Below are 22,491 nucleotides of genomic sequence, written 5' to 3' on the forward strand. Positions count from 1 at the left end.
GGAAAAAACGCAGTGACCGCGGCGCGGCTCAAGGCCCGGACTCTACAGGACGCGGGGTTTGCCCCTTCAGCAGCCCGGCGAACGTGTCGGCGTCCACCGGCTTGCTGAAATAGAAGCCTTGCATCTCGTCGCAGGCGTTCTCGCGCAGGAAGTGCTCCTGCGCCTCGGTCTCGACCCCCTCGGCCACGACGGTCAGGCTCAGCGTGCGGCCCATCGCGATGATGGCGGTGGTGATGGCCTGGTCGTCGGTGTTGGTGGCGAGGTCGCGCACGAAGGAGCGGTCGACCTTCAGCGTGTCCACCGGGAAGTGCTTCAGCTGGCCCAGCGACGAGTAACCCGTGCCGAAGTCGTCGATGGCGATGCGCAGCCCGAGCTGCTTCATCGACGTCAGCAGCCGGATGGCCTGGTCGACGTTCTGGATGATCACGCCTTCGGTGATCTCGAGTTCGAGCAGCTGCGGCGGCAGCCCCGTCTCGGCGAGGATCGCCTCCAGGTCGGACAGCAGCTGCGGGTCGTGGAACTGGCGCGCCGACATGTTGACCGCGATGTGCAGGTCGGGCAGCCCCTGGCGGCGCCAGGCCATGGCCTGGGCACACGCGGTGCGCAGCACCCACTTGCCGATGGGCACGATCAGGCCCGTCTCCTCGGCGATGGGGATGAACGTGGCGGGTGGCACGTTGCCCAGCTGCGCGTGGTTCCAGCGCAGCAGCGCCTCCACGCCGTTGATGCGGCCGGTGCGCAGGTCGAGCTTGGCCTGGTACTGCAGTGCCATCTCTTCGCGTTCCATGGCGCGGCGCAGGCCGGTCTCGAGGGTCAGTCGTTCGAGTGAATGGCCGTCGAGCGTCTCGTCGAAGAGCTGGAAGTTGTTCTTGCCCTGAGCCTTCGCGTGGTACATCGCAGCGTCGGCGTGCTTGAGCAGCAGGTGCTCGTCGGCGCCGTGGGCCGGGTAGAGCGCGGCGCCGATGCTGGCGGTGACCCGGCATTCGTGGCCCATCAGCTCGAACGGCTTCAGCGTGGCCGACAGCAGCTTGCGCGCGACGGTGGCCACCTGGTCCGCGCCGCTGACCTCCTGCAGCAGCACGACGAATTCGTCGCCGCCCAGGCGGGCCACCGCGTCGCTGGCGCGCAGCACCTCGCGGAACCGCCGCGAGACCTCCTGCAGCAGGTCGTCGCCCGCGCTGTGGCCCAGCGTGTCGTTGATGAGCTTGAAGCGGTCCAGGTCGAGGTAGAGCACGGCGAACTGGCGGTCGTAGCGCTTCGCGGTGTGCAGCGCGAGGGTCAGCAGGTGACCGAACATCGCGCGGTTCGGCAGGCCGGTGAGGCTGTCGTGCATGGCCATGTGCTGCACGTGGGCCTCGGCCACCTTCTGCGCGGTGATCTCGCGGGTGACCCCCCGGTAGCCGTGGAAGGCCCCGTGTTCGTCGACGATGGGTTCGCCGCTCACGGCCACGTAGTACGGCTTGCCGCCGGGCAGCACGCCCTGCATCACGAGGTCGCGGAAGGGTTCGTGGGCGTCGAGCCGCGCGCGGTGCTCGGCCCAGTCGCCGTCCCCGTAGAGGGTGATCTCGCTTTCCCAGATGGGCTTGCCGAGGAAGGTCTGCTGGAACGCGTCGGTGTGGGCGTGGCGGTTTTCCATGCGCACCATGCGGTGCTCGGCATCCTGCTCCCAGTACCAGTCGGACGAGATGCTGGTGAGGGCGCGGAACCGCGCCTCGCTGTCGCGCAGCGTGGCCTCGATGCGGCGGCGTTCGGTGACGTCGCGCAGCATGCCGCGAAAGCCCACCGGGCGGCCGTGCGCGTCGCGCACCAGCTGCACCGAGCCCTCGACCTGCACGCGGTGGCCCTGCTTGTGCAGGTACTCCCATTCCTCGTTCTGCCGGGCCACCCCCGTCAGGTACACGTCGTTGAAGGCCTTGAACACGCGGGCGGCCATCTCGGGCGTCTGGCGCACGCGGTTGTCGGCGCTGAGGGTTTCGCCGCGCTCGTAGCCCAGCATGCGGGCGAAGGCAGCGTTGTGGTAGATCGGCTTGCCGCGCACGTCGACCTCGTAGTACGCGTCCTCGATGGTGTCGAGGATGGCGCGGTACTTCTCCTCCGCCTGGCGCGCGCCCTGGTCGGACGCCGCGCGTTCGGCCTCGAGCTGCAGCTTGTCGAGCGCGAGGCCCAGCAGGCCGGCGGCGCGCTGCAGGCGGGTGACGAGGGCGTTCGCCGCATCGGCGCCGTAGGACAGCCAGATCACCAGCACGCTGGTGGGCGCATGGCGGCGGCGGATGGCGAGCGCGATGCCGGTGGCGTCCGGGGCGTGCTGCTTCAGCGCGGGCCAGGCGGAGGCGTCGTGCGGGCCGCTGCCGCTGCCGTTGCGCCACGTGCGCGCCACCCAGCCCCAGGGGTCGCCCGGGAACTCCTTCGCGAGGAAGCGGATGTCGCCGAGGTGGTCGGCCTGGAAGCCGGCGGCCGCCTCGACGGCCAGCCAGCCCACGTTCGCGTTCGGGCTGACGATGAAGGCGGCGTGGCAGCCGCCCCGGGTGACCGCGCTGTCGCACACGTGCTGCAGCAGGGCGGGGGCGGCGGTGGCCTGGACGACGCTGTCGTGGAACGCGTCGAGGAAATGGTCAGGGCAAGCTGCGGCTCGGGGCGATTCCCCGACAGGGTCCGGAACTCTGGCAGCAGCCTCGGCGGGCAGGGCCATGGGTCGTCTCCTGTGGGTTCGGACGCAGGTGCTTTGCGCTGCGGATCGAGGGACATCATCGCAGCGAAGGACTGGCCATTCAAGGGCAAGTGCGGGGGAGGGAAACCCGGGCCGTTGCGCGCGTGCGTCGGGGCAGTGGAGCCCCCCATTGCGCGACCGCGCCGGCCCCGACCCGGTGCGTCGCTATCATCCCGGGCATGACCCTCGCCGCCGACCCGCGTCCGCTCCCGACTCCGTCCGACGCTCCGGAAGGACCGGGGAGCACGCGCCGCCCCCGCACGCTCGCGCACGACGTGGTGCAGGCGCTGACCCAGCGCATCCGCACGGGCGAGATCCGGCCCGGCGACAAGCTGCCGAGCGAATCGGAGATCATGCAGACCTTCGGCGTGAGCCGGGGCGTGGTGCGCGAGGCGCTGTCGAAGCTGCAGGCCGCGCAGCTGGTGGTGACGCAGCACGGCGTGGGCACCTTCGCGCTGGAATCGCGCCACGACGGCTGGCTGCGCGTGGGCGACGCCTCGGGTGCGGGGCTCGACGACATGCTTTCGGTGCTGGAGCTGCGCCTGTGCCTGGAGAGCGAGTCGGCCGCCATGGCCGCCGTGCGCCACACGCCCGAGCAGCTCGCGGAGATGCGCCGCGCGGTCGACGACTTCGCCGCCCACCTGGCCGCCCCGGGCGAGACCGTGTCACCCGACTTCCGCTTCCACCGGGCCATCGCGGACGCCACGGGCAACCCGTACATCGCCGACCTGATGCGCCAGCTCGGGCCCCCGGTGATCCCGCGCACGCGGGGAGCGGCCACGCAGATGGATCCCCACGAGCGGGCGCTGCGCCTGCAGCGGGTGGTGGCCGAACACGAGCAGATCCATGACGCCATCGCCCGGCGCGACGCCGATTCGGCGCGCGCGGCGATGCGCATCCACCTCGTCAACAGCCGCGAGCGGCAGCGCCGCTCGGCAGGCTGAGTTTCAGGGACGGCGGGCGGAGGCCGGCCGGAAAGCCTCGCACACCGTGTCGTCGGTGACGAGGTACGGGCCGCCGATCAGGTCGATGCAGTAGGGCACCGCGGCGAAGATGCCGGGCACCGGCGGCTCGGATTTCAGGCCTTCGAGCGTTTCCGCGATGGCGCGGGGCTGTCCCGGCAGGTTGATGATCAGCGACTTGCCGCGGATCACGGCCGTCTGCCGCGACAGGATGGCCGTGGGCACGAAGTTCAGGCTGATCTGGCGCATCTGCTCGCCGAAGCCGGGCAGTTCCTTGTGGGCCACGGCGAGCGTGGCCTCGGGCGTGACGTCCCGCGGAGAGGGGCCGGTGCCGCCGGTGGTCAGCACCAGGTCGCACTTGGCGACGTCCACCAGTTCGCACAGGGCGGCGCTGATGGTGAACTGGTCGTCGGGGATCAGGCGCGTTTCCCACACGACCGGGTTGAACAGCGCGTGGGCGAGCCAGGCCTGGAGGGCCGGGATGCCCTTGTCCTCGTAGACGCCACTGGAGGCGCGGTCGCTGATGGAAAGCAGCCCGATGCGGACCAGCTCGAAGGTTTTACCGGGCTCAGGCGTCGTCATCGGTGTGGTTTTCAGTGTCTTCGTCCGTGCCGGCCGAGGCCTGGGACTTGATGAACTGGAACAGCTCGCGGAAGGCCCGGCCGCTGCGCTGCTCGGGCGCGGCGGCGGCGTCCTTGCGGGCGGCGCGGATCAGGCTGCGCAGCTGCTGCACGTCGCTGCCCGGGTGTTCGGCCATCCACGTGGTGAGGGCGTCGTCGCTCGCGAGCAGTTCGACACGCCAGCGTTCGGCCTGGTGCAGCGCGAGGGAGTCCTTCGCGTGGCCGAGCTGCAGCGCGGCGACGGCCTCGCGGATGGGGTCGACGTCGACCTTGCGCATCAGCTTGCCGACGTACTGCATCTGGCGGCGGCGGCCTTCGTGCGACTTGGTCTTCTTGTATTGCTGCACGGCATCGAACAACTGCTCGTCGAGGCCCACGCTGGCCAGCTGGCCGTCGGACAGCGCGGCGAGCTGTTCCCCGAGGTGCTGGAGGTCGTGCGACTCCTTCTTCAGCCGGGTCTTGCTGGGCCGGTCGTAGTCGGGGGCTTCGTAGTCGGGATCGTGATCGTGCGGAGTGGACATGGGGCTCGGGCGGTGAATCGCCCGTATTGTCGCCGCGAACGGGGGCCCCGGTATGATAGCCACGGCCCCCATTCCAGACACTCCATGTCCTCCACCACTTCCCCCGTCCACGGCTTCTCCTACGAACGCGCGGTGTTCGAGCAACTTGTCGAGGACGCGCTGTCCTTCGCGAAGACCCTCGGGGCGAGCGATGCCGGGGTCGAGGTGTCCGAGGGCGCGGGCCTGTCGGTCTCGGTGCGCAAGGGCGAGATCGAGAACGTCGAGCGCAACCGCGACAAGTCGCTCGGGGTCACCGTCTACATCGGGCAGCGCCGCGGCAACGCGAGCACGTCCGACTTCTCCCGCACGGCGCTCGAGCAGACCGTGCGCGCGGCCTACGACATCGCCCGCTTCACCGCGGAAGACCCGGCCGCCGGCCTGCCCGACGCGGAAGACGTGGCCACGCCCGAGCAGGCCGCGCGCGAGCTGCACCTGTTCCACCCGTGGGCCATCGACGCCGCCGGTGCGGTCGACCTGGCGCTGCGGTGCGAGTCGGCCGCGCTGTCGGTCGACCCGCGCATCACCAATTCGGAAGGCGCGGGCGTGTCCGCGCAGCAGTCGCATTTCTTCGCGGGCAACACCCGCGGATTCCGCGGCGGCTACGCCAGCTCGCGGCATTCGCTGTCGGTCGCGCCCATCGCGTCGGTGCCCGGCCGTGGCGGCGACGACATGCAGCGCGACGCCTGGTACAGCTCGATGCGTTCGGCCGACGACCTGGCCGCGCCCGAGGCCGTGGGCCGCTACGCCGCCGAACGCGCGCTGTCGCGCCTGAAGTCGCGCAAGATCAAGACCTGCGAGGTGCCGGTGCTGTTCGAGAGCACGCTGGCCGCCGGGCTGCTCGGCGCCTACGTGCAGGCCACGAGTGGCGGTGCGCTGTACCGCAAGTCCACGTTCCTGCTGGACAGCCTGGGCAAGCAGGTGCTGCCCGAGCACATCGACATCCACGAGGATCCGCACATCCCGCGCGCGAAGGGCAGTGCCCCGTTCGACGACGAAGGCGTGCTCACGCGCGTGCGCGACGTGGCCAAGGGCGGTGTCGTGCAGAACTACTTCCTGTCGAGCTACTCGGCGCGCAAGCTCGGCATGCGCACCACAGGCCACGCCGGCGGCTCGCAGAACCTCACGCTCACCAGCCGGCTCACGCACGTGTCCGACGACCTCGACGCGATGCTGCGCAAGCTCGACCGCGGCCTCTTCGTCATCGAACTGATGGGGCAGGGCGTCAACTACGTCACCGGCGACTACTCGCGTGGCGCGGCGGGCTTCTGGGTCGAGGGTGGCCGCATCAAGTACCCGGTGCACGAGATCACCATCGCCGGCAACCTGCGCGACATGTTCAAGGGCATCGTCGCGGTGGGTGCGGACGCCTACACGATGGGCACGAAAACCATCGGTTCCGTGCTGATCGACCGCATGAAGATCGCCGGTTCGTAAGCATGCTGAAAGGGTCGTGGCGCAGGTCGTCCCGACCCGCTGCGTACGCAAAGCCACGAACGGGGTAAACACGGGGGAACCCGCAGTTTTCGCACTCCTAGAATCCGCTCGACCCACCTCTTCCCGAGCTGATTTTTCCCCTAGGAGATCCCTTCATGGAACGTCGTTCCTTCATTCGCCAGACCGGCATCGCCGGCGTGCTCGCCGCGGGCGCCGCCCCGGCCATCGTGCACGCCCAGGCGAACATCCGCTGGCGCCTCGCGTCGAGCTTCCCGAAGTCGCTCGACACCATCTTCGGCGGCGGTGAAGTGTTCGCGAAGAAGGTCGGCGAGATGACCGGCGGCAAGTTCCAGATCTCGGTGCATGCGGGCGGCGAACTGATGCCTCCGTTCGGCGTGGTCGATGGCGTGCAGAACGGCACGGTCGAGTGCGCGCACACGGTGCCGTACTACTTCTTCGGCAAGGACCCGACGTTCGCCATCGGCGCGTCCATCCCGTTCGGCCTCAACAGCCGCCAGATGAGCGCGTGGATGTGGGAAGGCAACGGCCTCAAGCTGATGCGCGAGTTCTACGGCAACTACAACATCATCAACTTCCCCTGCGGCAACACCGGCGCGCAGATGGGCGGCTGGTTCCGCAAGGAACTCAAGACGCTGGCCGACATGAAGGGCCTGAAGTTCCGCATCGGCGGCTTCGCCGGCAAGATCATCGAACGCCTCGGCGGCGTGCCGCAGAACCTGCCGGGCGGCGAGATCTACCAGGCCCTCGAGAAGGGCACCATCGACGCGGCCGAATGGGTGGGCCCGTACGACGACCAGAAGCTCGGCTTCTACAAGGTGGCCCCGTACTACGTGTACCCGGGCTGGTGGGAAGGCGGCCCGCAGGTCGACGTGTTCATCAACAAGAAGGCCTTCGAGGCGCTGACCCCCGAGTACAAGGCCGTGGTGGAAGCTGCCGCCGCGTACGCGCACACGGACATGCAGGCCAAGTACGACGCCCGCAACCCGAACGCGCTGAAGCAGCTGGTGGCCAACAAGACCAAGCTGGTGCCGTTCCCGAAGCCCATCATGGACGCCGCGTTCAAGGCCTCGATGGACGTGTACGCCGAGCTGTCCGACACCAACCCGAACTGGAAGAAGATCTACGCGGACTACGCGAACTTCCGGCGTGACCAGAACCTCTGGTTCCGGTTCTGCGAGGCGCGGTTCGACGGCTACATGCAGTCCGTGAAACTCTGAGCCCCCCAGTCGCTTCGCTCCTGCCCCCGAGCAACTGTGTTCGAAGTCAAGCCGGCAGGCCGTGAATCTCCGGATTCCAGGTCTGCCCGGTACGGGCCATGGCGTTGAGGATGCGCAGCAGCTTGTGGGAACAGGCGGTCAAGGCGACCTTCTTGGGCTTCCCCGCCCCGACGAGCCGAACGTAGAAGGCCTTGATCACCGGATTGAACCTGACCGCAGCCAGGGTGGCCATGTAGAGGGCGCAGCGCACGATGCTGCGACCACCCCAGATCGATCGCTTGCCCCGCTGCTTGCCCGAATCGTTGTTCAACGGGGCCAGCCCGGCGAGCTTGGCTGCTCGGCGACTACCAACGGTGCCGAGTTCGGGCATGAATGCGATCATCGTCGCGCTGGTGGTCTGCGCAACCCCCTTGATGCTCTCCAACCGTGCGTCCAACTCCTGGAAGTGTTCCTTCAGGTGCGTGTGGATGTCGTCGTTGAGCGCGGCGATCTGCTCGTTGAGCGTGAGGATCACGGCATCGATGCTCTTGCGTAGCACGCGCATGGCCCCGGCGCGGCGATTCCTTTCGGCCGTTCGCATGTCCAGCAGCTGGTGACGGCGAACAATCAGGACCCGCAAGGCCTCGACCTGCTCTGGCACGGGTACGAAGCGAATGCCGGCCTGATTCGCCTTGTGCGCCAGGGTGTGGGCGTAATGCGAGAGCGCCCTGGCGTCGATGGCATCCGTCTTGGCCAGGTGACCCTGGCTGCGAGCGAACTCCCTGGCCGCGCGCGGGTTCACGCGGGACACGGACAAGCCTTGGCCGATGAGAAAGCCGATGAGGGCGTTTTCAAGGCCCCCGGTGGCTTCAACCACGATCAAGTTGATCTGTCGGTCGCGCAAATCCTGCCAAAGCAACTCGAATCCGACAGAGTCGTTGCAGGCAGAGTGAGAAACGGCAGAGCCATGAGTGTTCCAGTCGAACTTGGCCTTGGCCACATCGATGCCGATGAACTCACCTGCGGCGACTGCCGGAGTGTCGGAAACAGCAGCGTTTGTCATAGTCCCATCCTTGCAACATACGAAGTGCGTTCAGGTAACTGTTCGGGCTTGGAGACAAACGCAGAACCGTGCACTCACGACTGCTTGGGGGCGAGATCAAGGTCTCAGAGGGGCGACTGGATATGCACGGCGCTGCAAACCTCCACAATCGAGGTTCTCTGCCGACTCGGTGCGGCAGTCAAGCCTCAAGACAAACATACAAGGGGCGCCACGGGTCGCCCGGGAAACCCGGGCTCGCGTGTGGCTTGATGGGTCGGCTCCGCTGCGCTCGCCTCTCCGCGTGCGCGCTTGCGTTTCGGGGCATTGCTCGCTGCGCTTTGCTCGCCCCTCGGTCGGGCTCTCAACCGGGGGGGCGTCATCCCGTCGGACGCCGGGATCCACTGGGGGCAGGGCGCGATGGGGTCGTGTGGGCCCCGGCGTTCGCCGGGGTGACCGTTCGGCGCGTTCACCTCCCGCGCGTCATCCCGGCGCAGGCCGGGACCCTGGGCCCTGCCGGTGCGCTCCACGGATGTGCCGTCGCCCCCATGGATGAGTGCCGAGGCACGGACGGCGTGAGGTCCGACGAGCGCGTTCTGCTGGACAGGGCTATGCTGTAGACGAGTCCGATCCGGACCCGTGCACAGCTTGGGTGCCGCCATGAAACGCGCGTTTGCTTTCGCTTGTGTGGCTGCCTGCGTGACCGTCGTCGTCACGTCGGCTTCGGCCGCGGCAGCGGCCTCCCTGCGGCCCAACCACCCGCTGGTGGGGCTGTGGCGGTTGCCTTACCCGAACTCGTCGTGCCACGAGATCTACCGCATCCAGGCGGACGGCACCACGCTCGTGACGAGCGCGGACGAGGAGGCCGAATCGGAGTTCACGATGTCGGACCAGCCCAGTGAAAACGGGTTCTACAAGTGGGTGGACCGCATCGTGCGCGACAACGGCGGCAAGGACTGCGGCGGCAAGGTGACCGAGGCCGGTGCCGAGAACACCCGCTACGTGCTGCTGCACCCGGCGGGCAAGGTGTTCGTGATGTGCGAGGACGAGGACGAGGAGCTGAACACCTGCATCGGGCCGTTCATCCGCATCGAGGATTCGGACGGGGACGTTTGAGGGCCTCCCGTCCGCCCGTGCTTCGGCCATGGTGGGTCCCGGCGTGCGCCGGGATGACCAGGTTCAGCGCAGGTCAGCTCAGAGCCAGTGCCACACGCTCCACGCCCACCGGGGGAGGCGGAGCAGGGGGCGCGGGCTGTACGTCTGGCGGAAGGCGTTGCGCTGGTTCGTCATGGGGTCAGTGAGCATGGTGGTTCATCCAGTGCTGTTGTTGCATACAGTATATGGATGCGCCCCCAGGTTGGCAAGCGGGGGCCTCACGTCCCCTTCCAGCGCATCAGCCGACGCTCCAGGTACTCCAGCGAGGCGTTGACCGCGAGGCCGATGGCCGTGATCGACAGGATGCCGAAGTACATCTGCGGGATCTGGAAGTTGTACTGGGCGTAGATGACGAGGTAGCCGAGGCCGGCCTTGGCGCCCACCATCTCGGCGGCGATCAGCACGAGGATCGACGCGGCGCTCGCCAGGCGGATCCCCACGAACACCCCGGGCAGCGCGGCCGGAAGGATCACCCGGGCGAACAGCTGGGCGGGCGTCGCGCCCATCGTGCGGGCCGACTTCACGAGCAGCGGGTCCACCTGCCGCACGCCCGCCACGGTGTTGAGCAGCAGCGGCCACGAGCACGAGTACACCACCAGCGCCACCTTCGAGACCTCGCCGATGCCGAGGAACAAGATGAAGAGCGGCAGCAGTGCGAGCGGGGCCGTGTTGCGCAGCACCTCGATCAGCGGGTTGAGCACGTCGTGCGTGCGCCGGTACCACCCGATCGCCAGGCCCAGCGGCACGGCGTACAGCACCGCGAGGCCCAGGCCCAGCAGCGATCGCTGCAGGCTGGCCACGGTGTGTTCGGCGAGCTGGCCGTCGCGGGCGAGGTCCCAGCCGGCGGCCAGCACCTCGCTCAGGCTCGGCAGGAACGTGGGGTCGGCGAGGCCCGTGCGGGGCAGCACCTCCCACAGCACCGCGAGCACGAGCAGGATGCCGGTGCGGGAGATGCCGCGGCCGAGGAAACGCAGGATCGGGAACGCACGGGGCGAGGCTGGGGAGGGCAGTGCGCCCGCGGGGAGTTCAAGGCTCGGCATGGGACAGCTCCGGAACGGGTCGATGGGAAGCCTGCTGCGCGGCGAGCACCTCGTCGCGCAGCGAGGACCAGACGGCGTGGCGCACCTCGCCGAACGCGGGCAGGGCGCGCACGTCCTCGGTGTCGCCGCGCAGCTCGGGCGGGATCTCGAAGACGTCCTTGATGCGCCCCGGGCGGGAGCTCATCACGGCGACCCGCTGCCCGAGCACCACGGCCTCGTCGATGCCGTGGGTGATGAAGACGATGGTGGTGCCGGTGCGCCGCCAGATGCGCAGCAGTTCGCCTTGCAGGTGCTCGCGCGTCTGGGCGTCGAGCGCGGCGAACGGTTCGTCCATCAGCAGCACGCGCGGCTCGTAGACGAGGCTGCGGGCGATGGCCACCCGTTGTTTCATGCCACCCGACAGCTCGTGGGGAAAGCGGTCGGCGAAGGCCGAGAGGCCCACGAGGTCGAGGTAGGCCGCGGCCTTCTCGCGGCGCGCGGCCGCCGGCACCCCGGCCAGCTCGAGGCCGAACGCGACGTTGTCGAGCGCGGTGCGCCACGGGAACAGCGCGTACTGCTGGAACACCACGCCGCGGTCGCGCGCGGGACCGGTCACGGGCTGGCCGTCGATCAGGATGCGGCCGCGGGTGGGCGACGCGAGGCCCGCGAGCAGGTCGAGCAGCGTGGACTTGCCGCAGCCGCTCGGCCCCACCACCGCGAGGAAGGTGCCGGGGGCGATGTCGAGCGTGATGTCCTGCAGCGCGACGAACGGGGCGCCACCGGCGCGCGCCGCGAACGTCTTGTGCACGTGCTCGATGCGGATGTGCCCGCTCATCGCGCCGCCACCTTGCTGCCCGGCTGCTGGCCCAGGTACGGGTTGAACTGGTTCGTGTAGAGCTCGGCGGCGCGCAGCTGGCCGGCCTTGAGCACGCCGTCCTTCACGAGCCAGTCGATCCACTGCTGCAGTTCGGCGTCGGCGATGACGCCGCCCTGGCCGGCCACGCCGGTCGACTTCCAGTACTTGACCGTGCTCGCGTCCTCGTTGCGCTTGCGTTGCGCGATGATCTTCTCGAACCGGGCCCGCACCTCGGCGGGCGGCGTGGCCCGTGCCCATTCGATGGCCCGCGCGGTGGCCGTCACGAACACCCGCGCCGTCTCCGGGTTCTCCTTCAGGAAGCGCGTGTGCAGCACATAGGTGCCGGCGGTGAAGTTGCCGAACAGGTCGTGGTCGGTGAAGAGCGGGCGGATGCCTCCGCGTTCGAGCGCCTTGTCGCGCAGCACGCCACCGAGCGTGGTGGCGTCCACCTGCCCCTGACGCAGGGCCTGCTCGCCGTTGGACGGCGGCACCACCACGAGCGTCACCTGCTTGATCTCGGCGGCGGTGAGGCCGCCGCGCGAGAGGTACTCGCGCAGCATCAACTCGTGGTGGGCGCCGAGCGTGTTGACCGCCACCTTCTTCCCGATCAGGTCGCGCGCGGTCTTCAGCGGGCTGCCCTCGGACACGTAGTAGCCGTGGAACGTGTTCTCGTCCACGCCGTAGTACCCGATGACCGACTTGATGGGCGCCTTCGCGGCGATCAGCTTCGCGACCGCGCCGTTGAAGGCGCCGCCGAAGTCGATGTCGCCGGTGACCACGGTCTGGATGTCCTGCGGGCCGCTGATGGTGTTGCCCACCCACTTGAGCTTCACGGGGGCGAGGTAGCCGAGGTCCTCGGCGAGTTCGGGGTACGTCACCTGGCCCGCCCAGCCCTGGTAGCGCAGCTCGGTCTTCTCGGGCGCGGGCGGCGCGGCGAGCACGGCGGTGGACAGCAGGGCCGCCGCCACGGCGAGGAGTCGTTTCATCAGAGCCTCCTTCAGCGGGACACGTGCACGCGGCTCACCGACCCGTCCACCGCCACCGGCGCCTCGCCGGCCACGGTGACCCGGCGCACCACGCGGTGCTGGTCGCCGTAGTCGTCGATGGCGTAGTGCTGCGTCGCCTGGTTGTCCCAGATCGCGACGTCGCCCTCGGCCCAGCGCCAGCGCACGGTGTTCTCCAGGCGCGTGATGTGGCGCTGGAAGATCGACAGCAGGTTGGCCGAGTCGAGCGAGCTGTGGCCGATGAAGCGCTTGACGAAGTGGCCCGCGACGAGCGTGCGTTCCCCGGTGCGCGGGTGCACGCGCACGAGCGGGTGTTCGGCCTCGATGATGCGGGACGTGAACACCTCGCGGTAGCGGCGCAGGCCTTCGTCGTCGGCCGCCTTCACGCGCGTGGCGGCGTAGTCGTAGTCGTTGCCGTGCACGGCCCACAGCGTGTCGGCCAGGCCCTTGAGCGGCGCGGGCAGGTCGGCGTAGGCCGTGGCGGTGTTGGCCCACACGGTGTCGCCGCCATGGGGCGGGATCACGACCGACCGCAGCACCGACACCTTCGGGTACGCCACGTCGAACGTGACGTCGGTGTGCCACGAGTTGGCGCGGCCGCCGTGCTGCGAGTCGAGTTCGAGCACCTGCGTGCCGTCGCGCGACGGCACCGTGGGATGGGGCACCACGTCGCCGAAGAGCCGTGCGAAGTCCTGCTGCGCGGCGTCGGTCAGGTGGTGCTGCCCGCGGAAGAACAGCACCTTGTGCTGGTCGAGGGCCTGCCGGATCGCGGTGAACACGGCGGCCGGCAGGTCGGCGCCGAGGCGCACCCCGCGCACTTCGGCGCCGATGCGGCCGGCGACGCGGACGGTGTCGAGGGGGGCGAGGCGGGTGGCGGAAACGGGGTCGAGGACGGCGCTCATGCGGCTCTCCGGAGTGGACGAGCCCCCAGCGTAGGTGCGGCGCCTGCGCGATCGAACGAATGAAATCGAGCGTGCTTCCTCGGAATCAGGGGGTTTCGGTCAAGGTGCGGCGGTGCCGTCGAACACCGGGGCCAGGGCCGGGCTGCGCAGCAGGCTGGCCGGCGTCACCGTCTCGCGGTGCCAAGGGATGCTGCCGAGGAACCACACCTTCCAGAACGACAGGTCCGTCTCCGGCCGTGCCTTCAGCAGCGCGCCGAAGGTCTCCACCTCACCCACCTCGACACCGGTGGCCTCGAGCAGCACCTCGCGCACGAACCGGGAGCAGAACTGGCCCGGCGAGTGCAGGTCGAAGCCCGTGTCGTAGCGCACGCCGTTGCGCCGGGCCGCGGCGGCCTTCACGTCGCGCTGCTCGTCGGCCGAAAGCGCGCGAGGACGTGCGATGGCGACGCGGCCCTGTTCGGAGCGGCCCACGAAGCGCGAGAAGCCGGTCGTGCCCGACACGGGCAGCGTGCTTTCGGCGATCACGGGCTCGCGGCCCGACGTGTCGACGACGATGCCCACGTGGTTGGTCCACGAGCCGGTGGCCGTGGCCACCTCGCGGAACGGGCGGGCCGTGACCCGGATGAACACGACGTCGCCCACCTGCAGCCGCGGCGCGAGCTCGGCCACCGGCGTGGCCGTCGCGGCGGTGGCCGGCAGGAACGCCACGGTGCACAGGGCGGCGATCAGGAAGCGGAAGAGTCGGGTCATGGGGGCCTTCGGGCTGTGGAGGGAATGGCGCGCAGCATGCCGCCGGGTTCCGGAATCCGCCCGCTTTTCGATCGACATGCCCTAGACTGCCCGCTCCGGTATCACTTTCCAATACCCGATCCATGTCCGAAACCGTGCTGGTGGTGGCCACCGTCAAGCGCCTGCTGAAGGCCCGCGGCCTCACGTACCGCGACGTGGCGCAGGCGCTGGGCCTGTCCGAGCCCAGCGTGAAGCGGGTGTTCTCGAGCGAACGTTTCACCGTTGCACGGCTCGCGCGCGTGGCCGAGCTGCTGGGCTACACGCTGGCCGAGCTGATGCAGGAGGCGGCCGCTTCCGCCCCCGCCATGCGCACGCTCGACGCGGCGCAGGAGGGGCGCCTCGTGTCCGACGAGAAGCTGCTGCTGGTGGCGGTGTGTTCGCTGAACCACTGGACCGTGGACGACGTGGTCGCGGCGTGCCGCATCACGCGCGCCGAGGTGCTCAAGCGCCTGCTGGTGCTGGAGCGCATGGGCATGATCGTGCTGCTGCCCGGGGACCGGGTGCGCCTGCGCATCGCGCGCGACTTCGACTGGCTGCCCGACGGCCCCATCCGCCGCTTCTTCGCGACCTGGGGCCTGCCCGATTTCCTGCGCGGCCCGTTCGACGGCGAGGGTGAATCGATGGCCTTCGTGCACGGCATGCTGACGCCGGCGGCCCAGGCGGAGATGGTGCGCGAGCTGCGCCGGCTCCGTCAGCGGCTCGCGGCATTGCACGAGGAGAGCGCCGCGGCACCGCTCGCGATGCGCCGGGGCACGGCGGTGCTGCTGGCGCAGCGCGAGTGGGAGCCGGAGGCGTTCGCGCGCCTGCGCCGCCCGGCGTGACCGCGGGTCAGGCCGTCGCGCGGGACACCAGCTCGCCGATGCGGTCGTTCGTGCCGGCGGGCACCTTGCCCGCCACGGCCACCGCCGCCTGCGAGGCGAGCATGCGGGCGAAGCTCTCGCGCACCTGGTCGGCCGTGACGCCGTCGATGCCCGCGGCGAGTTCGGCGCGCGAGCGCACGCGGCCGAACACGTACAGGTCCTGCACGGCGGCCTCGAGGCGGCGCACCGGCCGCTCGTGCGTGCGCATCTGGCGCACGGCGATCTGGTTGCGCGCGCGCTCCAGGTCCACCGGGTCGATGGACGCGGCCTGCGCGGCGAGCAGGCGGGAGATCTCGGTCACGCACTCGTGCAGCTGCGACGGTGACGTGGACGCCTCGATCACGCACTGGCCGCTCAGGTCGAACACGTCGGCTGAACACGCGGCGTAGTACGCGAGGCCGCGGCGCTCGCGGATCTCGTCCATCAGTGGCGAGCTCATGCCGTCGCCGAAGAGGGCCGCCGCCACGAGCGCGGCCTGGTGGTCCTCGCGCAGCGTGGGGATCGGAAAGCCCAGCACGAGGTGGGTCTGGCTGAAGCCCGGCTGGCGCTTCGACGCGACACCGCCCACGTAGGCCGGCGCGTCGACGAGGTTCTCGGGGCCGCGCGGCATCGAGCCGAAGGCGGCCTCGGCCTCGCGGAACATCGCCTCGGGGTCGATGTTCCCGGCGATGCCCACCACCACGTTGTCCGCCGAATACTGGCGCTCGACGTAGCCGAGCAGGTCGTCGCGCGTGAACCGCTCGATGTTGCGCCGCGTGCCGATCACCGGCTGCGCGAGCGGGTGCGTGCCGAAACACATCTTGTCGAAGAGCTTGTAGGCGGTGGACAGTGGGTCGTCCTCGTCCTCGGTGAACTCGTGCAGGATCACCTGGCGCTCGCGCTCCAGCTCGGCCTCGGGGAACGTGCTGTTGCGCACGATGTCGCCCAGCATGTGCACGAAGCGGCCGGCGTCGCGGGCCAGGCCCCGCATGTGGTACGCCGTGTGGTCCTTGTCGGTGTGGGCGTTGACGTCCGCGCCGAGCCGCTCGGCATCGAGGTTGATCTGCTGGCAGGTGCGCTCGTGCGTGCCCTTGAACGCCATGTGCTCGACGACGTGGCTGATGCCGTTGAGCGCCTTGCTCTCGTGCCGGCTGCCGGTGCGCACGAACACGCTGATCTGCACGCTGTCGACGTGGGGCAGCTGCAGCGCGAGCACCCGCACGCCGTTGGACAGGGTGGCGAGGCGGGTGTCGGCGTCGGCGGGGAAGGCGGGGCGGTTCGCAGTCATGCACGCATTGTCGCCCGCATCGCCCCGCGGGGGGATGGACAGGGCCGATCGTCCTTTCGACACTCTGCAGCCCATGTCCCCCGCCGACCCGTCCCGCCGCCGCCTGCTCGTGCAGGCCCTCGCCACCGCCGGCGTGGTGTCGCTGCCGCCCGTCCCGGCCGCCGCCGCGATGCCGGAGGTGGCGAACGTCACCGGGCTCTACACGGTCACGGTCGCCCGCATCGAGGTCCCGCCCACGGTGGAGGCGCTGCGCAACGCGGTGCGGGCCTGGCCCGGGCGCATCGGCATCGGCGGCGGCCGCTACAGCATGGGCGGGCAGGTGGCCATCGAGGGCGGGCTGCACATCGACATGCGGATGCTCGACCGCCTCGTGTGGCTGCGCCGCAAGGACAAGGTGGTGCGCGTGCAGGCCGGCATGCGCTGGCGCGACCTGCAGGACCAGCTCGACCCGCTGGACCTGGCGGTGCACACCATGCAGAGCTACGCCAACTTCACGGTGGGCGGGTCGGTGTCCGTGAATGCGCACGGCCGCTACGTGGGCCACGGCCCCATCGCCAACAGCGTGCGGGCTCTGCGGCTGGTGCTGGCCGACGGCTCCGTGCGCGACGTCGACCGCGAGCGCGACCCCGAATTGTTCCGCGCGGCCATCGGCGGCTACGGTGCGGTGGGCGTGATCGTGGAGGTCGAACTCGACCTCGCCGACAACGTGCGCATCGAACGGGTGGTCACGCAGGCGACGCTGGCCGAATACCCGGCGCACTTCGACGCGGCCGTGCGGGGCGACCCCGCCACCGTGCTGCACAACGCCGACCTGCTGCCGCCCGCCTTCGATCGCGCGGTGGGCGTGTCGTGGCGCCGCACCGACAAGCCGCTCACGCGGACGGCGCGCCTCGTGCCGCGCGACGGCTCCTACGGCCTCGAGCAGAACGTGCTGTGGGCGGTCACCGAACTGCCCGGCGGCGCCAAGGTGCGGCGCGACGTGATCCACCCGCGGCTGCTGCGGCCGCCGGTGGTGCAGTGGCTGAACCACGAGGCGAGCCTCGACGTGGCCGAGCTGGAGCCGCGCACGCGGGCGATGTCGACGTACGTGCTGCAGGAATACTTCGTGCCGCGCCGCCATTTCGCCTCGTTCGCGGCGCAGCTGGGCGAGGTGCTGCGCCGGCACGGCGTGGAGGCGGTCAACGTGTCGGTGCGGCACTCGCCGGCGGACACCGTCTCCCTGCTGCCGTGGGCGAAGGAGGAGGTGTTCTCCTTCGTGCTGTTCCACAAGCAGCGCACGTGGGCCTCGGCCCGCGAGGCCGTGGGCGTGTGGACGCGGGAACTCGTCGACATCGCCATCGCCCACGAGGGGCGCTGGTACCTCCCGTACCAGCTGCACGCCACGCGCGCCCAGTTCGAGCGCGCGTACCCCGAGGTGGCGGCCCTGCGCCGGGTGAAGGCGCAGGTGGACCCGGCCGGGCGTTTCTCCAACGCCCTGTGGGCGAAGTACCTCTGAGCCGCCTCAGCCGGCCAGCAGCCGGCCCCGGGCCGTGAACAGCGCGGTGCGCACCGCCAGCACCGCGACCACGGCGGCGAGGAGGGCGAGCAGGGCGCCGGCGATCCACGTGAGCGGCGTCGACGGATGGGCCCCGGCATACCGCAGTGCCGCGTTCGACAGCGCCGCGATGGGGAAGCCGATGGCCCACCAGCCCGGTGCGAACGGCGCCGGGTCGCGGAACACCTTGACCGAGGCGACCGCGAAGAAGAACAGTGCGGCGTAGAACAGCAGCGACGCGAAGCGGTCGACCTCGCCCGCGAGGTTGACGTACGCGAGGAACCCCAGCGCGAACGGCGCCACGAGGATCATCTGCGACGGGCGCAACGCGGGCGGCAGCGGCGCGTGGAAGACCAGTCGCGCGAAGATCGCGGCGAGCATCAGCACGGCCAGCACCGCGCCGATGCCGGCGGCGGCGAGGTTGACCTCGCCCGCCCAGGGCATGGGCATCGTGGCACCCGTGACCGGGATGTCGAGCGCACCCACGCCCGCGATCAGCCAGGCGGGCAGGGCCAGGTCCGGTGCACGGCCGCCCTGCAGCAGGCGCGACACGGCCGTGAAGACGATCGCGAATGCGGCCACCACGCCGGCCGTCCACACGGCGTGCCCGGCGGCGGCCGACCAGGGCGAGACGACGGGGCCCAGCAGCAGCAGCGAGATCGCGATCGTGCCGAAGAAGTTGCCGGCGACGGGATGGTTGAACTCCGCGGCGACGGCGTCCGGGTGGCGCAACGCCTTCAGGGCGTAGGCCGTGCCGAGCACCACGAAGACGGCGACCGCGAGCACGCCCACGGTGTCACCCACGACGGCCGGCAGGCCGAACGTGCCGGCGCCCAGCCGCCAGGCGAGGGCGAGCCCGGCCAGGCTCATCACCGAGGCGAAGAGGTTGACGGGCAGGTGCCGGATGGAGCCGGTGGTGGCGGGGGCGAGGGTGGCTGCAGGCGGGACGGCGAGCGGGGTCATGGCGGTTCCCTGTCGTGGCTGGAAGAGTCGATGGCGTCATTTTCTGCCATACTGGACTTGGCTGTAATCGTCGCGAAGCGATGTTTTCTGCCGAACTCGGAGACATCCCCGCCATGCAGGTCGCCATCCTCGCCTTCCCTCGCGCCCAGGTCCTCGACGTGGCCGGCCCGGCCGACGTGTTCATCACGGCGGGGTACCTGCTGGGCAATCCCCGGGCCTACCGCGTGTCGATCGTGTCGGTGGACGAGCCCGTGGTGAAGTGCCTCGGGGGCGTGAAGCTGGTCGCCGACCACACCCTGGCCACGCACCGGGGCCGCATCGACACGCTGCTGGTGGCCGGCGGCCCCGACGTCGACGGGCTGAAGGGCGACGACACGGTGCAGGACTGGCTGCGCCGCCAGGCGCGTTCGGTGCGGCGGCTCGGGTCCGTCTGCACCGGCACGTTCTCGCTCGCGGCCGCCGGGCTGCTCGAAGGCCGGCGCGTCACCACGCACTGGCGCTGGGCCGACCGGCTCGCCTCCCAGGTGCCGTCGGCGACGGTGGAGCCGGACCACATCCACATCCGCGACGGTGCGCTCTACACCTCGGCGGGTGTCACGGCCGGCATGGACCTGGCCCTCGCGATGGTGGAGGAGGACCACGGCCAGGAGGTCGCGCTGGCCGTCGCCCGCGAGCTGGTGATGTTCGTCAAGCGGCCGGGCGGCCAGTCGCAGTTCAGCGCGCACGTCGTGGCGCCGGCCGCGGAGCGGTCGGCGATCCGCGAGGTGCAGGACCACGTCTTCGCCACGCTGCGTGGCGACCTGGGCGTGCCGGCGCTGGCGGCCGTCGCGCGCATGAGCGAGCGCAACTTCGCGCGGGTGTTCCGCGAGGAGACCGGCGTGACCCCGGCGTGGTTCGTGGAGACTGCCCGCATCGATGCGGCGCGGCGGCTGGCCGAGACCTCGCCGATGCCGCTCAAGCGCCTGGCCGGCGAGGTGGGCTATGCGAACGTCGAGGCCTTCCGCAAGGCCTTCGTGCGCCGCGTGGGCGTGACCCCGAGCGCGTATCGGGCCCGTTTCGCCGGCGGCCCTTCCGGGGCGTCCTAACGCGCGCGCTGCTCCGGTGCCAGCGCGTAGTGGGTGAACGTGGTGAGCAGTTCGTGGTCGGCCGCGTGGAAGACGGTGACCATCCCGGCGCCCGAGCGCACGATCAGGCGCGGCGCCACGAGCCACGCGAGGTACGGCACATAGATCATCTTCGCGTGCGACACGTCGGCCCACGCGACGCGCTTGGACCAGATCCACGTCTGGCGGATGTCGACGGCGGTCACGGTGGTGCGGCTGCGCCAGACCCAGAACGTGACGATCAGCAGCACGGCCAGGCCCGCGATGATCAGCGCCTGCGCCGCGAACGAAGCCTGCCGGATCACGGGCTGGTCGATCACGCGCCAGCCCGCGAGGAACACCCAGGCGGTGAGCGCGGTGACGAGGCACCGCACCACCACCGGGAAGGCCGGGCCCTCGGCCCGGGGTGCCGCGTCGCCGGTCACGGGGCGGAGGCCGCGGGTTCCTCGGCCGCGGGGGCTGCGTCCTTGAAGATGTCGTCCACGTTGTCGTTGGCGGGGGCCATGTCGGACTCGGCCGGGGCCTCGATCTGGACCTTGTCGAGGTCGACCTTCACCTCCTCGTCGAGGAACATCGTGACGGTCTGCGGCACGAAGATCACGATGACGACGAGCACCAGCTGCAGCATCACCCACGGGATCGCGCCCATGTAGATGTCGGACGAGAGCACCCGCTTCGGCAGCGAGCCGTTCTTGAAGAGCGTGTCCGAGATGCCGCGCAGGTAGAACAGCGCGAAGCCGAACGGCGGGTGCATGAAGCTCGTCTGCATGTTGACGCACAGCAGCACGCCGAACCAGATCAGGTTGATGCCCATCTTGTCGGCGACGGGGCCCAGCATCGGCAGGATGATGAAGGCGATCTCGAAGAAGTCGAGGAAGAACGCCAGGAAGAAGATGAAGATGTTGACGACGATGAGGAAGCCGGTCTGGCCGCCCGGCAGGTTCGTCAGCATGTGCTCGATCCAGATGCCTCCGTCCACACCTTGGAACACGAGCGAGAACACGCGCGAGCCGATCAGGATGAACACCACCATCGCGGTGATGCGCATCGTGCCGGCCATGGCTTCCTTCATCAGCGGCCAGTCGAGGCGGCGGTGCAGCGCGGCGAGGATCAGCGCGCCCACGGCACCCATGGCGCCGGCTTCGGTGGGCGTGGCCACGGCGGTGTCGATGCCCGGCAGGCCGCCCATGCTGCCCAGCACGGCGAAGATCAGGATGGCCGACGGGATGATGCCGCGCAGGCACTTGCGCCACAGGGCCCAGCCGTTCAGCGTGCGCGCTTCCTTCGGCACGCCCGGCACGTGCTCGGGCTTGATGCGGCTCAGCAGGAACGTGTAGAGCGCGAAGATCAGCACCTGCAGGATCGACGGGCCCCAGGCGCCCTTGTACATGTCGCCCACGCTCTTGCCGAGCTGGTCGGCCAGCACCACCAGCACGAGCGACGGCGGCACGATCTGCGTGATGGTGCCCGACGCGGCCAGCACGCCGGTGGCGTAGCGCATGTTGTAGCCGTAGCGCATCATGACCGGCAGCGAGATCATCGCCATCGCGATCACCTGGCCGGCCACGGTGCCGGTGATGGCGCCGAGGATGAAGCCCACGATGATGACCGAGTAGCCGAGGCCGCCGCGCACCGGGCCGAACAGCTGGCCCATGGAGTCGAGCATGTCTTCCGCGAGGCCGCACTTCTCGAGCACGGCGCCCATCAGCGTGAAGAAGGGGATGGCGAGCAGCAGGTCGTTCGACAGGATGCCGAACACGTTCAGCGGCAGCGCCGACATGAACTCGGGCTGGAACCAGCCCATGTTGATCGCGATGAAGGCGCACAGCAGGCCCAGGGCCGACAGCGAGAACGCCACGGGGAACCCGATCAGCATGATCAGGATGAGCCCCCCGAACATCATCGGGGCGAAGTTTTCCATGCTCATTGGAGGGGGCGCTCGTAGTGGATGTCCATGTCGTAGACGTTCATCAGCCAGCCGATGCGCTTGATGATCTCGGAGATGCCTTGCAGGATCACGAGCCCGAAGCCGACGGGCAGCATGAGCACGGCCGGCCAGCGGATCAGGCCGCCGGCGTTGCCCGACATCTCACCCGAATGGAACATGCCGAGGAAGTAGGGCCACGAGAGCCAGAGCATCACGCCCATCGTGGGCATCAGGAAGAAGACGAGCCCGAAGAGGTCGATGAGCACCTTGCCGCGGCCGCCGAAGCGCCCGTAGAAGACGTCGACCCGCACGTGTTCGTTGACCTTCAGCACGTGCGCGGCGCCGAGCATCACGCACGCCGCGAACAGGTACCACTGGATCTCGAGCCAGGCGTTGGAGCTGTTGCTGAAGATGAAGCGGATGACGGCGTTGCCTGAACTGATGAAACAGGACGCGATGACCGCGACGGCGGCGATCCAGCCGAACTTGTGGGTCAGCCAGTCGATGCCGCGGGTGAGGGCGAGCAAGGCTTTCATGCGAAATACCTGCGGTGGGAAGAAAAGGTGGGCGCGA

21 protein-coding genes are annotated in these 22,491 nt (G+C 69.8%); 7 read left to right on the forward strand and 14 right to left on the reverse strand.

The window, feature by feature from the left end; all coding sequences use genetic code 11:
- Positions 1-28: 28 nt before the first annotated feature.
- The gene (locus A4W93_RS09115) at positions 29-2,689 is read right to left on the reverse strand and encodes a putative bifunctional diguanylate cyclase/phosphodiesterase (protein ID WP_157131621.1); all 2,661 of its coding nucleotides are present in this window, start codon (positions 2,687-2,689) and stop codon (positions 29-31) included.
- 197 nt (positions 2,690-2,886) lie between these two features.
- On the opposite strand from A4W93_RS09115, the gene A4W93_RS09120 reads away from it, so the two are divergent.
- Positions 2,887-3,651, forward strand: coding sequence for a FadR/GntR family transcriptional regulator (locus A4W93_RS09120; RefSeq protein ID WP_085750317.1), 765 nt, complete (start codon positions 2,887-2,889; stop codon positions 3,649-3,651).
- 3 nt (positions 3,652-3,654) lie between these two features.
- On the opposite strand, the gene mog is transcribed toward A4W93_RS09120, so the two are convergent.
- The gene (gene mog / locus A4W93_RS09125; protein ID WP_085750318.1) at positions 3,655-4,251 is read right to left on the reverse strand and encodes a molybdopterin adenylyltransferase; all 597 of its coding nucleotides are present in this window, start codon (positions 4,249-4,251) and stop codon (positions 3,655-3,657) included.
- Positions 4,238-4,810: a ribosome biogenesis factor YjgA gene (gene yjgA / locus A4W93_RS09130; RefSeq protein WP_085750319.1), complete on the reverse strand. Its 573-nt coding sequence runs from the start codon at positions 4,808-4,810 to the stop codon at positions 4,238-4,240. Before yjgA ends, mog begins: the two co-directional genes overlap by 14 nt.
- Positions 4,811-4,894: 84 nt before the next feature.
- Here yjgA and pmbA point away from each other — a divergent pair, with 84 nt between their 5' ends.
- Both pmbA and A4W93_RS09140 read left to right on the forward strand, forming a co-directional pair.
- A complete protein-coding gene (gene pmbA / locus A4W93_RS09135; RefSeq protein WP_085750320.1) occupies positions 4,895-6,283 on the forward strand; it encodes a metalloprotease PmbA in 1,389 nt (462 codons plus the stop codon).
- Between the two features lie 155 nt (positions 6,284-6,438).
- Positions 6,439-7,521: a TRAP transporter substrate-binding protein gene (locus tag A4W93_RS09140; RefSeq protein WP_085750321.1), complete on the forward strand. Its 1,083-nt coding sequence runs from the start codon at positions 6,439-6,441 to the stop codon at positions 7,519-7,521.
- A gap of 46 nt (positions 7,522-7,567) precedes the next feature.
- Here A4W93_RS09140 and A4W93_RS09145 read toward each other — a convergent pair whose 3' ends face one another.
- Positions 7,568-8,563 carry an IS110 family RNA-guided transposase gene (locus tag A4W93_RS09145; RefSeq protein WP_085749163.1) on the reverse strand — a complete coding sequence of 332 codons (996 nt, stop codon included), beginning with the start codon at positions 8,561-8,563 and terminating at the stop codon, positions 7,568-7,570.
- A 675-nt stretch (positions 8,564-9,238) separates the two neighbouring features.
- Here A4W93_RS09145 and A4W93_RS09155 point away from each other — a divergent pair.
- Complete coding sequence (locus A4W93_RS09155) at positions 9,239-9,655, forward strand: hypothetical protein (RefSeq protein WP_099959884.1); 417 nt, start codon at positions 9,239-9,241, stop codon at positions 9,653-9,655.
- A gap of 257 nt (positions 9,656-9,912) precedes the next feature.
- Here the strand turns inward: A4W93_RS09155 and A4W93_RS09160 are convergent, their stop codons facing one another.
- The 5 genes from A4W93_RS09160 to A4W93_RS09180 form a co-directional block, all read right to left on the reverse strand.
- A complete protein-coding gene (locus tag A4W93_RS09160) occupies positions 9,913-10,734 on the reverse strand; it encodes an ABC transporter permease (protein WP_085750324.1) in 822 nt (273 codons plus the stop codon).
- Positions 10,721-11,548 carry an ABC transporter ATP-binding protein gene (locus A4W93_RS09165; protein ID WP_085750325.1) on the reverse strand — a complete coding sequence of 276 codons (828 nt, stop codon included), beginning with the start codon at positions 11,546-11,548 and terminating at the stop codon, positions 10,721-10,723. Before A4W93_RS09165 ends, A4W93_RS09160 begins: the two co-directional genes overlap by 14 nt.
- Positions 11,545-12,555: an ABC transporter substrate-binding protein gene (locus A4W93_RS09170; protein WP_085750326.1), complete on the reverse strand. Its 1,011-nt coding sequence runs from the start codon at positions 12,553-12,555 to the stop codon at positions 11,545-11,547. Before A4W93_RS09170 ends, A4W93_RS09165 begins: the two co-directional genes overlap by 4 nt.
- Before the next feature lie 11 nt (positions 12,556-12,566).
- A complete protein-coding gene (locus A4W93_RS09175) occupies positions 12,567-13,475 on the reverse strand; it encodes a TauD/TfdA dioxygenase family protein (protein ID WP_085750327.1) in 909 nt (302 codons plus the stop codon).
- 99 nt (positions 13,476-13,574) lie between these two features.
- Positions 13,575-14,225 carry a YebB family permuted papain-like enzyme gene (locus A4W93_RS09180; protein ID WP_085750328.1) on the reverse strand — a complete coding sequence of 217 codons (651 nt, stop codon included), beginning with the start codon at positions 14,223-14,225 and terminating at the stop codon, positions 13,575-13,577.
- 122 nt (positions 14,226-14,347) lie between these two features.
- Here A4W93_RS09180 and A4W93_RS09185 point away from each other — a divergent pair, with 122 nt between their 5' ends.
- Complete coding sequence (locus A4W93_RS09185) at positions 14,348-15,085, forward strand: helix-turn-helix domain-containing protein (RefSeq protein ID WP_085750329.1); 738 nt, start codon at positions 14,348-14,350, stop codon at positions 15,083-15,085.
- Positions 15,086-15,092: 7 nt separating this feature from the next.
- Here A4W93_RS09185 and A4W93_RS09190 read toward each other — a convergent pair whose 3' ends face one another.
- Positions 15,093-16,391 carry a M16 family metallopeptidase gene (locus A4W93_RS09190; protein WP_085750330.1) on the reverse strand — a complete coding sequence of 433 codons (1,299 nt, stop codon included), beginning with the start codon at positions 16,389-16,391 and terminating at the stop codon, positions 15,093-15,095.
- Between the two features lie 73 nt (positions 16,392-16,464).
- Here A4W93_RS09190 and A4W93_RS09195 point away from each other — a divergent pair, with 73 nt between their 5' ends.
- The gene (locus tag A4W93_RS09195) at positions 16,465-17,886 is read left to right on the forward strand and encodes an FAD-binding oxidoreductase (RefSeq protein ID WP_085750331.1); all 1,422 of its coding nucleotides are present in this window, start codon (positions 16,465-16,467) and stop codon (positions 17,884-17,886) included.
- A 6-nt stretch (positions 17,887-17,892) separates the two neighbouring features.
- Here A4W93_RS09195 and A4W93_RS09200 read toward each other — a convergent pair whose 3' ends face one another.
- Positions 17,893-18,888 carry an SLAC1 anion channel family protein gene (locus A4W93_RS09200; RefSeq protein WP_085750332.1) on the reverse strand — a complete coding sequence of 332 codons (996 nt, stop codon included), beginning with the start codon at positions 18,886-18,888 and terminating at the stop codon, positions 17,893-17,895.
- Between the two features lie 113 nt (positions 18,889-19,001).
- Here A4W93_RS09200 and A4W93_RS09205 point away from each other — a divergent pair, with 113 nt between their 5' ends.
- On the forward strand, positions 19,002-19,973 hold the full coding sequence (locus tag A4W93_RS09205; RefSeq protein WP_085754100.1) for a GlxA family transcriptional regulator: 972 nt from the start codon (positions 19,002-19,004) through the stop codon (positions 19,971-19,973).
- Here the strand turns inward: A4W93_RS09205 and A4W93_RS09210 are convergent.
- From A4W93_RS09210 to A4W93_RS09220, 3 genes are read right to left on the reverse strand one after another with little or no spacing between them, the layout of a single operon-like run.
- Positions 19,970-20,416 carry a hypothetical protein gene (locus tag A4W93_RS09210; RefSeq protein WP_085750333.1) on the reverse strand — a complete coding sequence of 149 codons (447 nt, stop codon included), beginning with the start codon at positions 20,414-20,416 and terminating at the stop codon, positions 19,970-19,972. The two genes, A4W93_RS09205 and A4W93_RS09210, sit on opposite strands and share 4 nt — an antisense overlap.
- Positions 20,413-21,918: a TRAP transporter large permease gene (locus tag A4W93_RS09215; protein ID WP_085750334.1), complete on the reverse strand. Its 1,506-nt coding sequence runs from the start codon at positions 21,916-21,918 to the stop codon at positions 20,413-20,415. The genes A4W93_RS09210 and A4W93_RS09215 overlap by 4 nt, the downstream gene beginning before the upstream one ends.
- Positions 21,915-22,454, reverse strand: coding sequence for a TRAP transporter small permease subunit (locus tag A4W93_RS09220; RefSeq protein WP_085750335.1), 540 nt, complete (start codon positions 22,452-22,454; stop codon positions 21,915-21,917). Before A4W93_RS09220 ends, A4W93_RS09215 begins: the two co-directional genes overlap by 4 nt.
- Positions 22,455-22,491 lie beyond the last annotated feature (37 nt).

Origin of the sequence: Piscinibacter gummiphilus (assembly GCF_002116905.1) — a bacterium.
GTDB classification, from domain to species: Bacteria; Pseudomonadota; Gammaproteobacteria; order Burkholderiales; family Burkholderiaceae_C; genus Rhizobacter; species Rhizobacter gummiphilus.

Coding starts and splice junctions, on each gene's coding strand:
- A4W93_RS09185 (WP_085750329.1), top strand. CDS start 14,348: ATGTCCGAAACCGTGCTGGTGGTGGCCACCGTCAAGCGCCTGCTGAAG.
- pmbA (WP_085750320.1), top strand. CDS start 4,895: ATGTCCTCCACCACTTCCCCCGTCCACGGCTTCTCCTACGAACGCGCG.
- A4W93_RS09205 (WP_085754100.1), top strand. CDS start 19,002: ATGCAGGTCGCCATCCTCGCCTTCCCTCGCGCCCAGGTCCTCGACGTG.
- A4W93_RS09200 (WP_085750332.1), bottom strand. CDS start 18,888: ATGACCCCGCTCGCCGTCCCGCCTGCAGCCACCCTCGCCCCCGCCACC.
- A4W93_RS09220 (WP_085750335.1), bottom strand. CDS start 22,454: ATGAAAGCCTTGCTCGCCCTCACCCGCGGCATCGACTGGCTGACCCAC.
- A4W93_RS09180 (WP_085750328.1), bottom strand. CDS start 14,225: ATGACCCGACTCTTCCGCTTCCTGATCGCCGCCCTGTGCACCGTGGCG.
- A4W93_RS09170 (WP_085750326.1), bottom strand. CDS start 12,555: ATGAAACGACTCCTCGCCGTGGCGGCGGCCCTGCTGTCCACCGCCGTG.
- mog (WP_085750318.1), bottom strand. CDS start 4,251: ATGACGACGCCTGAGCCCGGTAAAACCTTCGAGCTGGTCCGCATCGGG.
- A4W93_RS09160 (WP_085750324.1), bottom strand. CDS start 10,734: ATGCCGAGCCTTGAACTCCCCGCGGGCGCACTGCCCTCCCCAGCCTCG.
- A4W93_RS09215 (WP_085750334.1), bottom strand. CDS start 21,918: ATGAGCATGGAAAACTTCGCCCCGATGATGTTCGGGGGGCTCATCCTG.
- A4W93_RS09140 (WP_085750321.1), top strand. CDS start 6,439: ATGGAACGTCGTTCCTTCATTCGCCAGACCGGCATCGCCGGCGTGCTC.
- A4W93_RS09190 (WP_085750330.1), bottom strand. CDS start 16,391: ATGACTGCGAACCGCCCCGCCTTCCCCGCCGACGCCGACACCCGCCTC.
- yjgA (WP_085750319.1), bottom strand. CDS start 4,810: ATGTCCACTCCGCACGATCACGATCCCGACTACGAAGCCCCCGACTAC.
- A4W93_RS09175 (WP_085750327.1), bottom strand. CDS start 13,475: ATGAGCGCCGTCCTCGACCCCGTTTCCGCCACCCGCCTCGCCCCCCTC.
- A4W93_RS09120 (WP_085750317.1), top strand. CDS start 2,887: ATGACCCTCGCCGCCGACCCGCGTCCGCTCCCGACTCCGTCCGACGCT.
- A4W93_RS09165 (WP_085750325.1), bottom strand. CDS start 11,548: ATGAGCGGGCACATCCGCATCGAGCACGTGCACAAGACGTTCGCGGCG.
- A4W93_RS09115 (WP_157131621.1), bottom strand. CDS start 2,689: ATGGCCCTGCCCGCCGAGGCTGCTGCCAGAGTTCCGGACCCTGTCGGG.
- A4W93_RS09145 (WP_085749163.1), bottom strand. CDS start 8,563: ATGACAAACGCTGCTGTTTCCGACACTCCGGCAGTCGCCGCAGGTGAG.
- A4W93_RS09195 (WP_085750331.1), top strand. CDS start 16,465: ATGTCCCCCGCCGACCCGTCCCGCCGCCGCCTGCTCGTGCAGGCCCTC.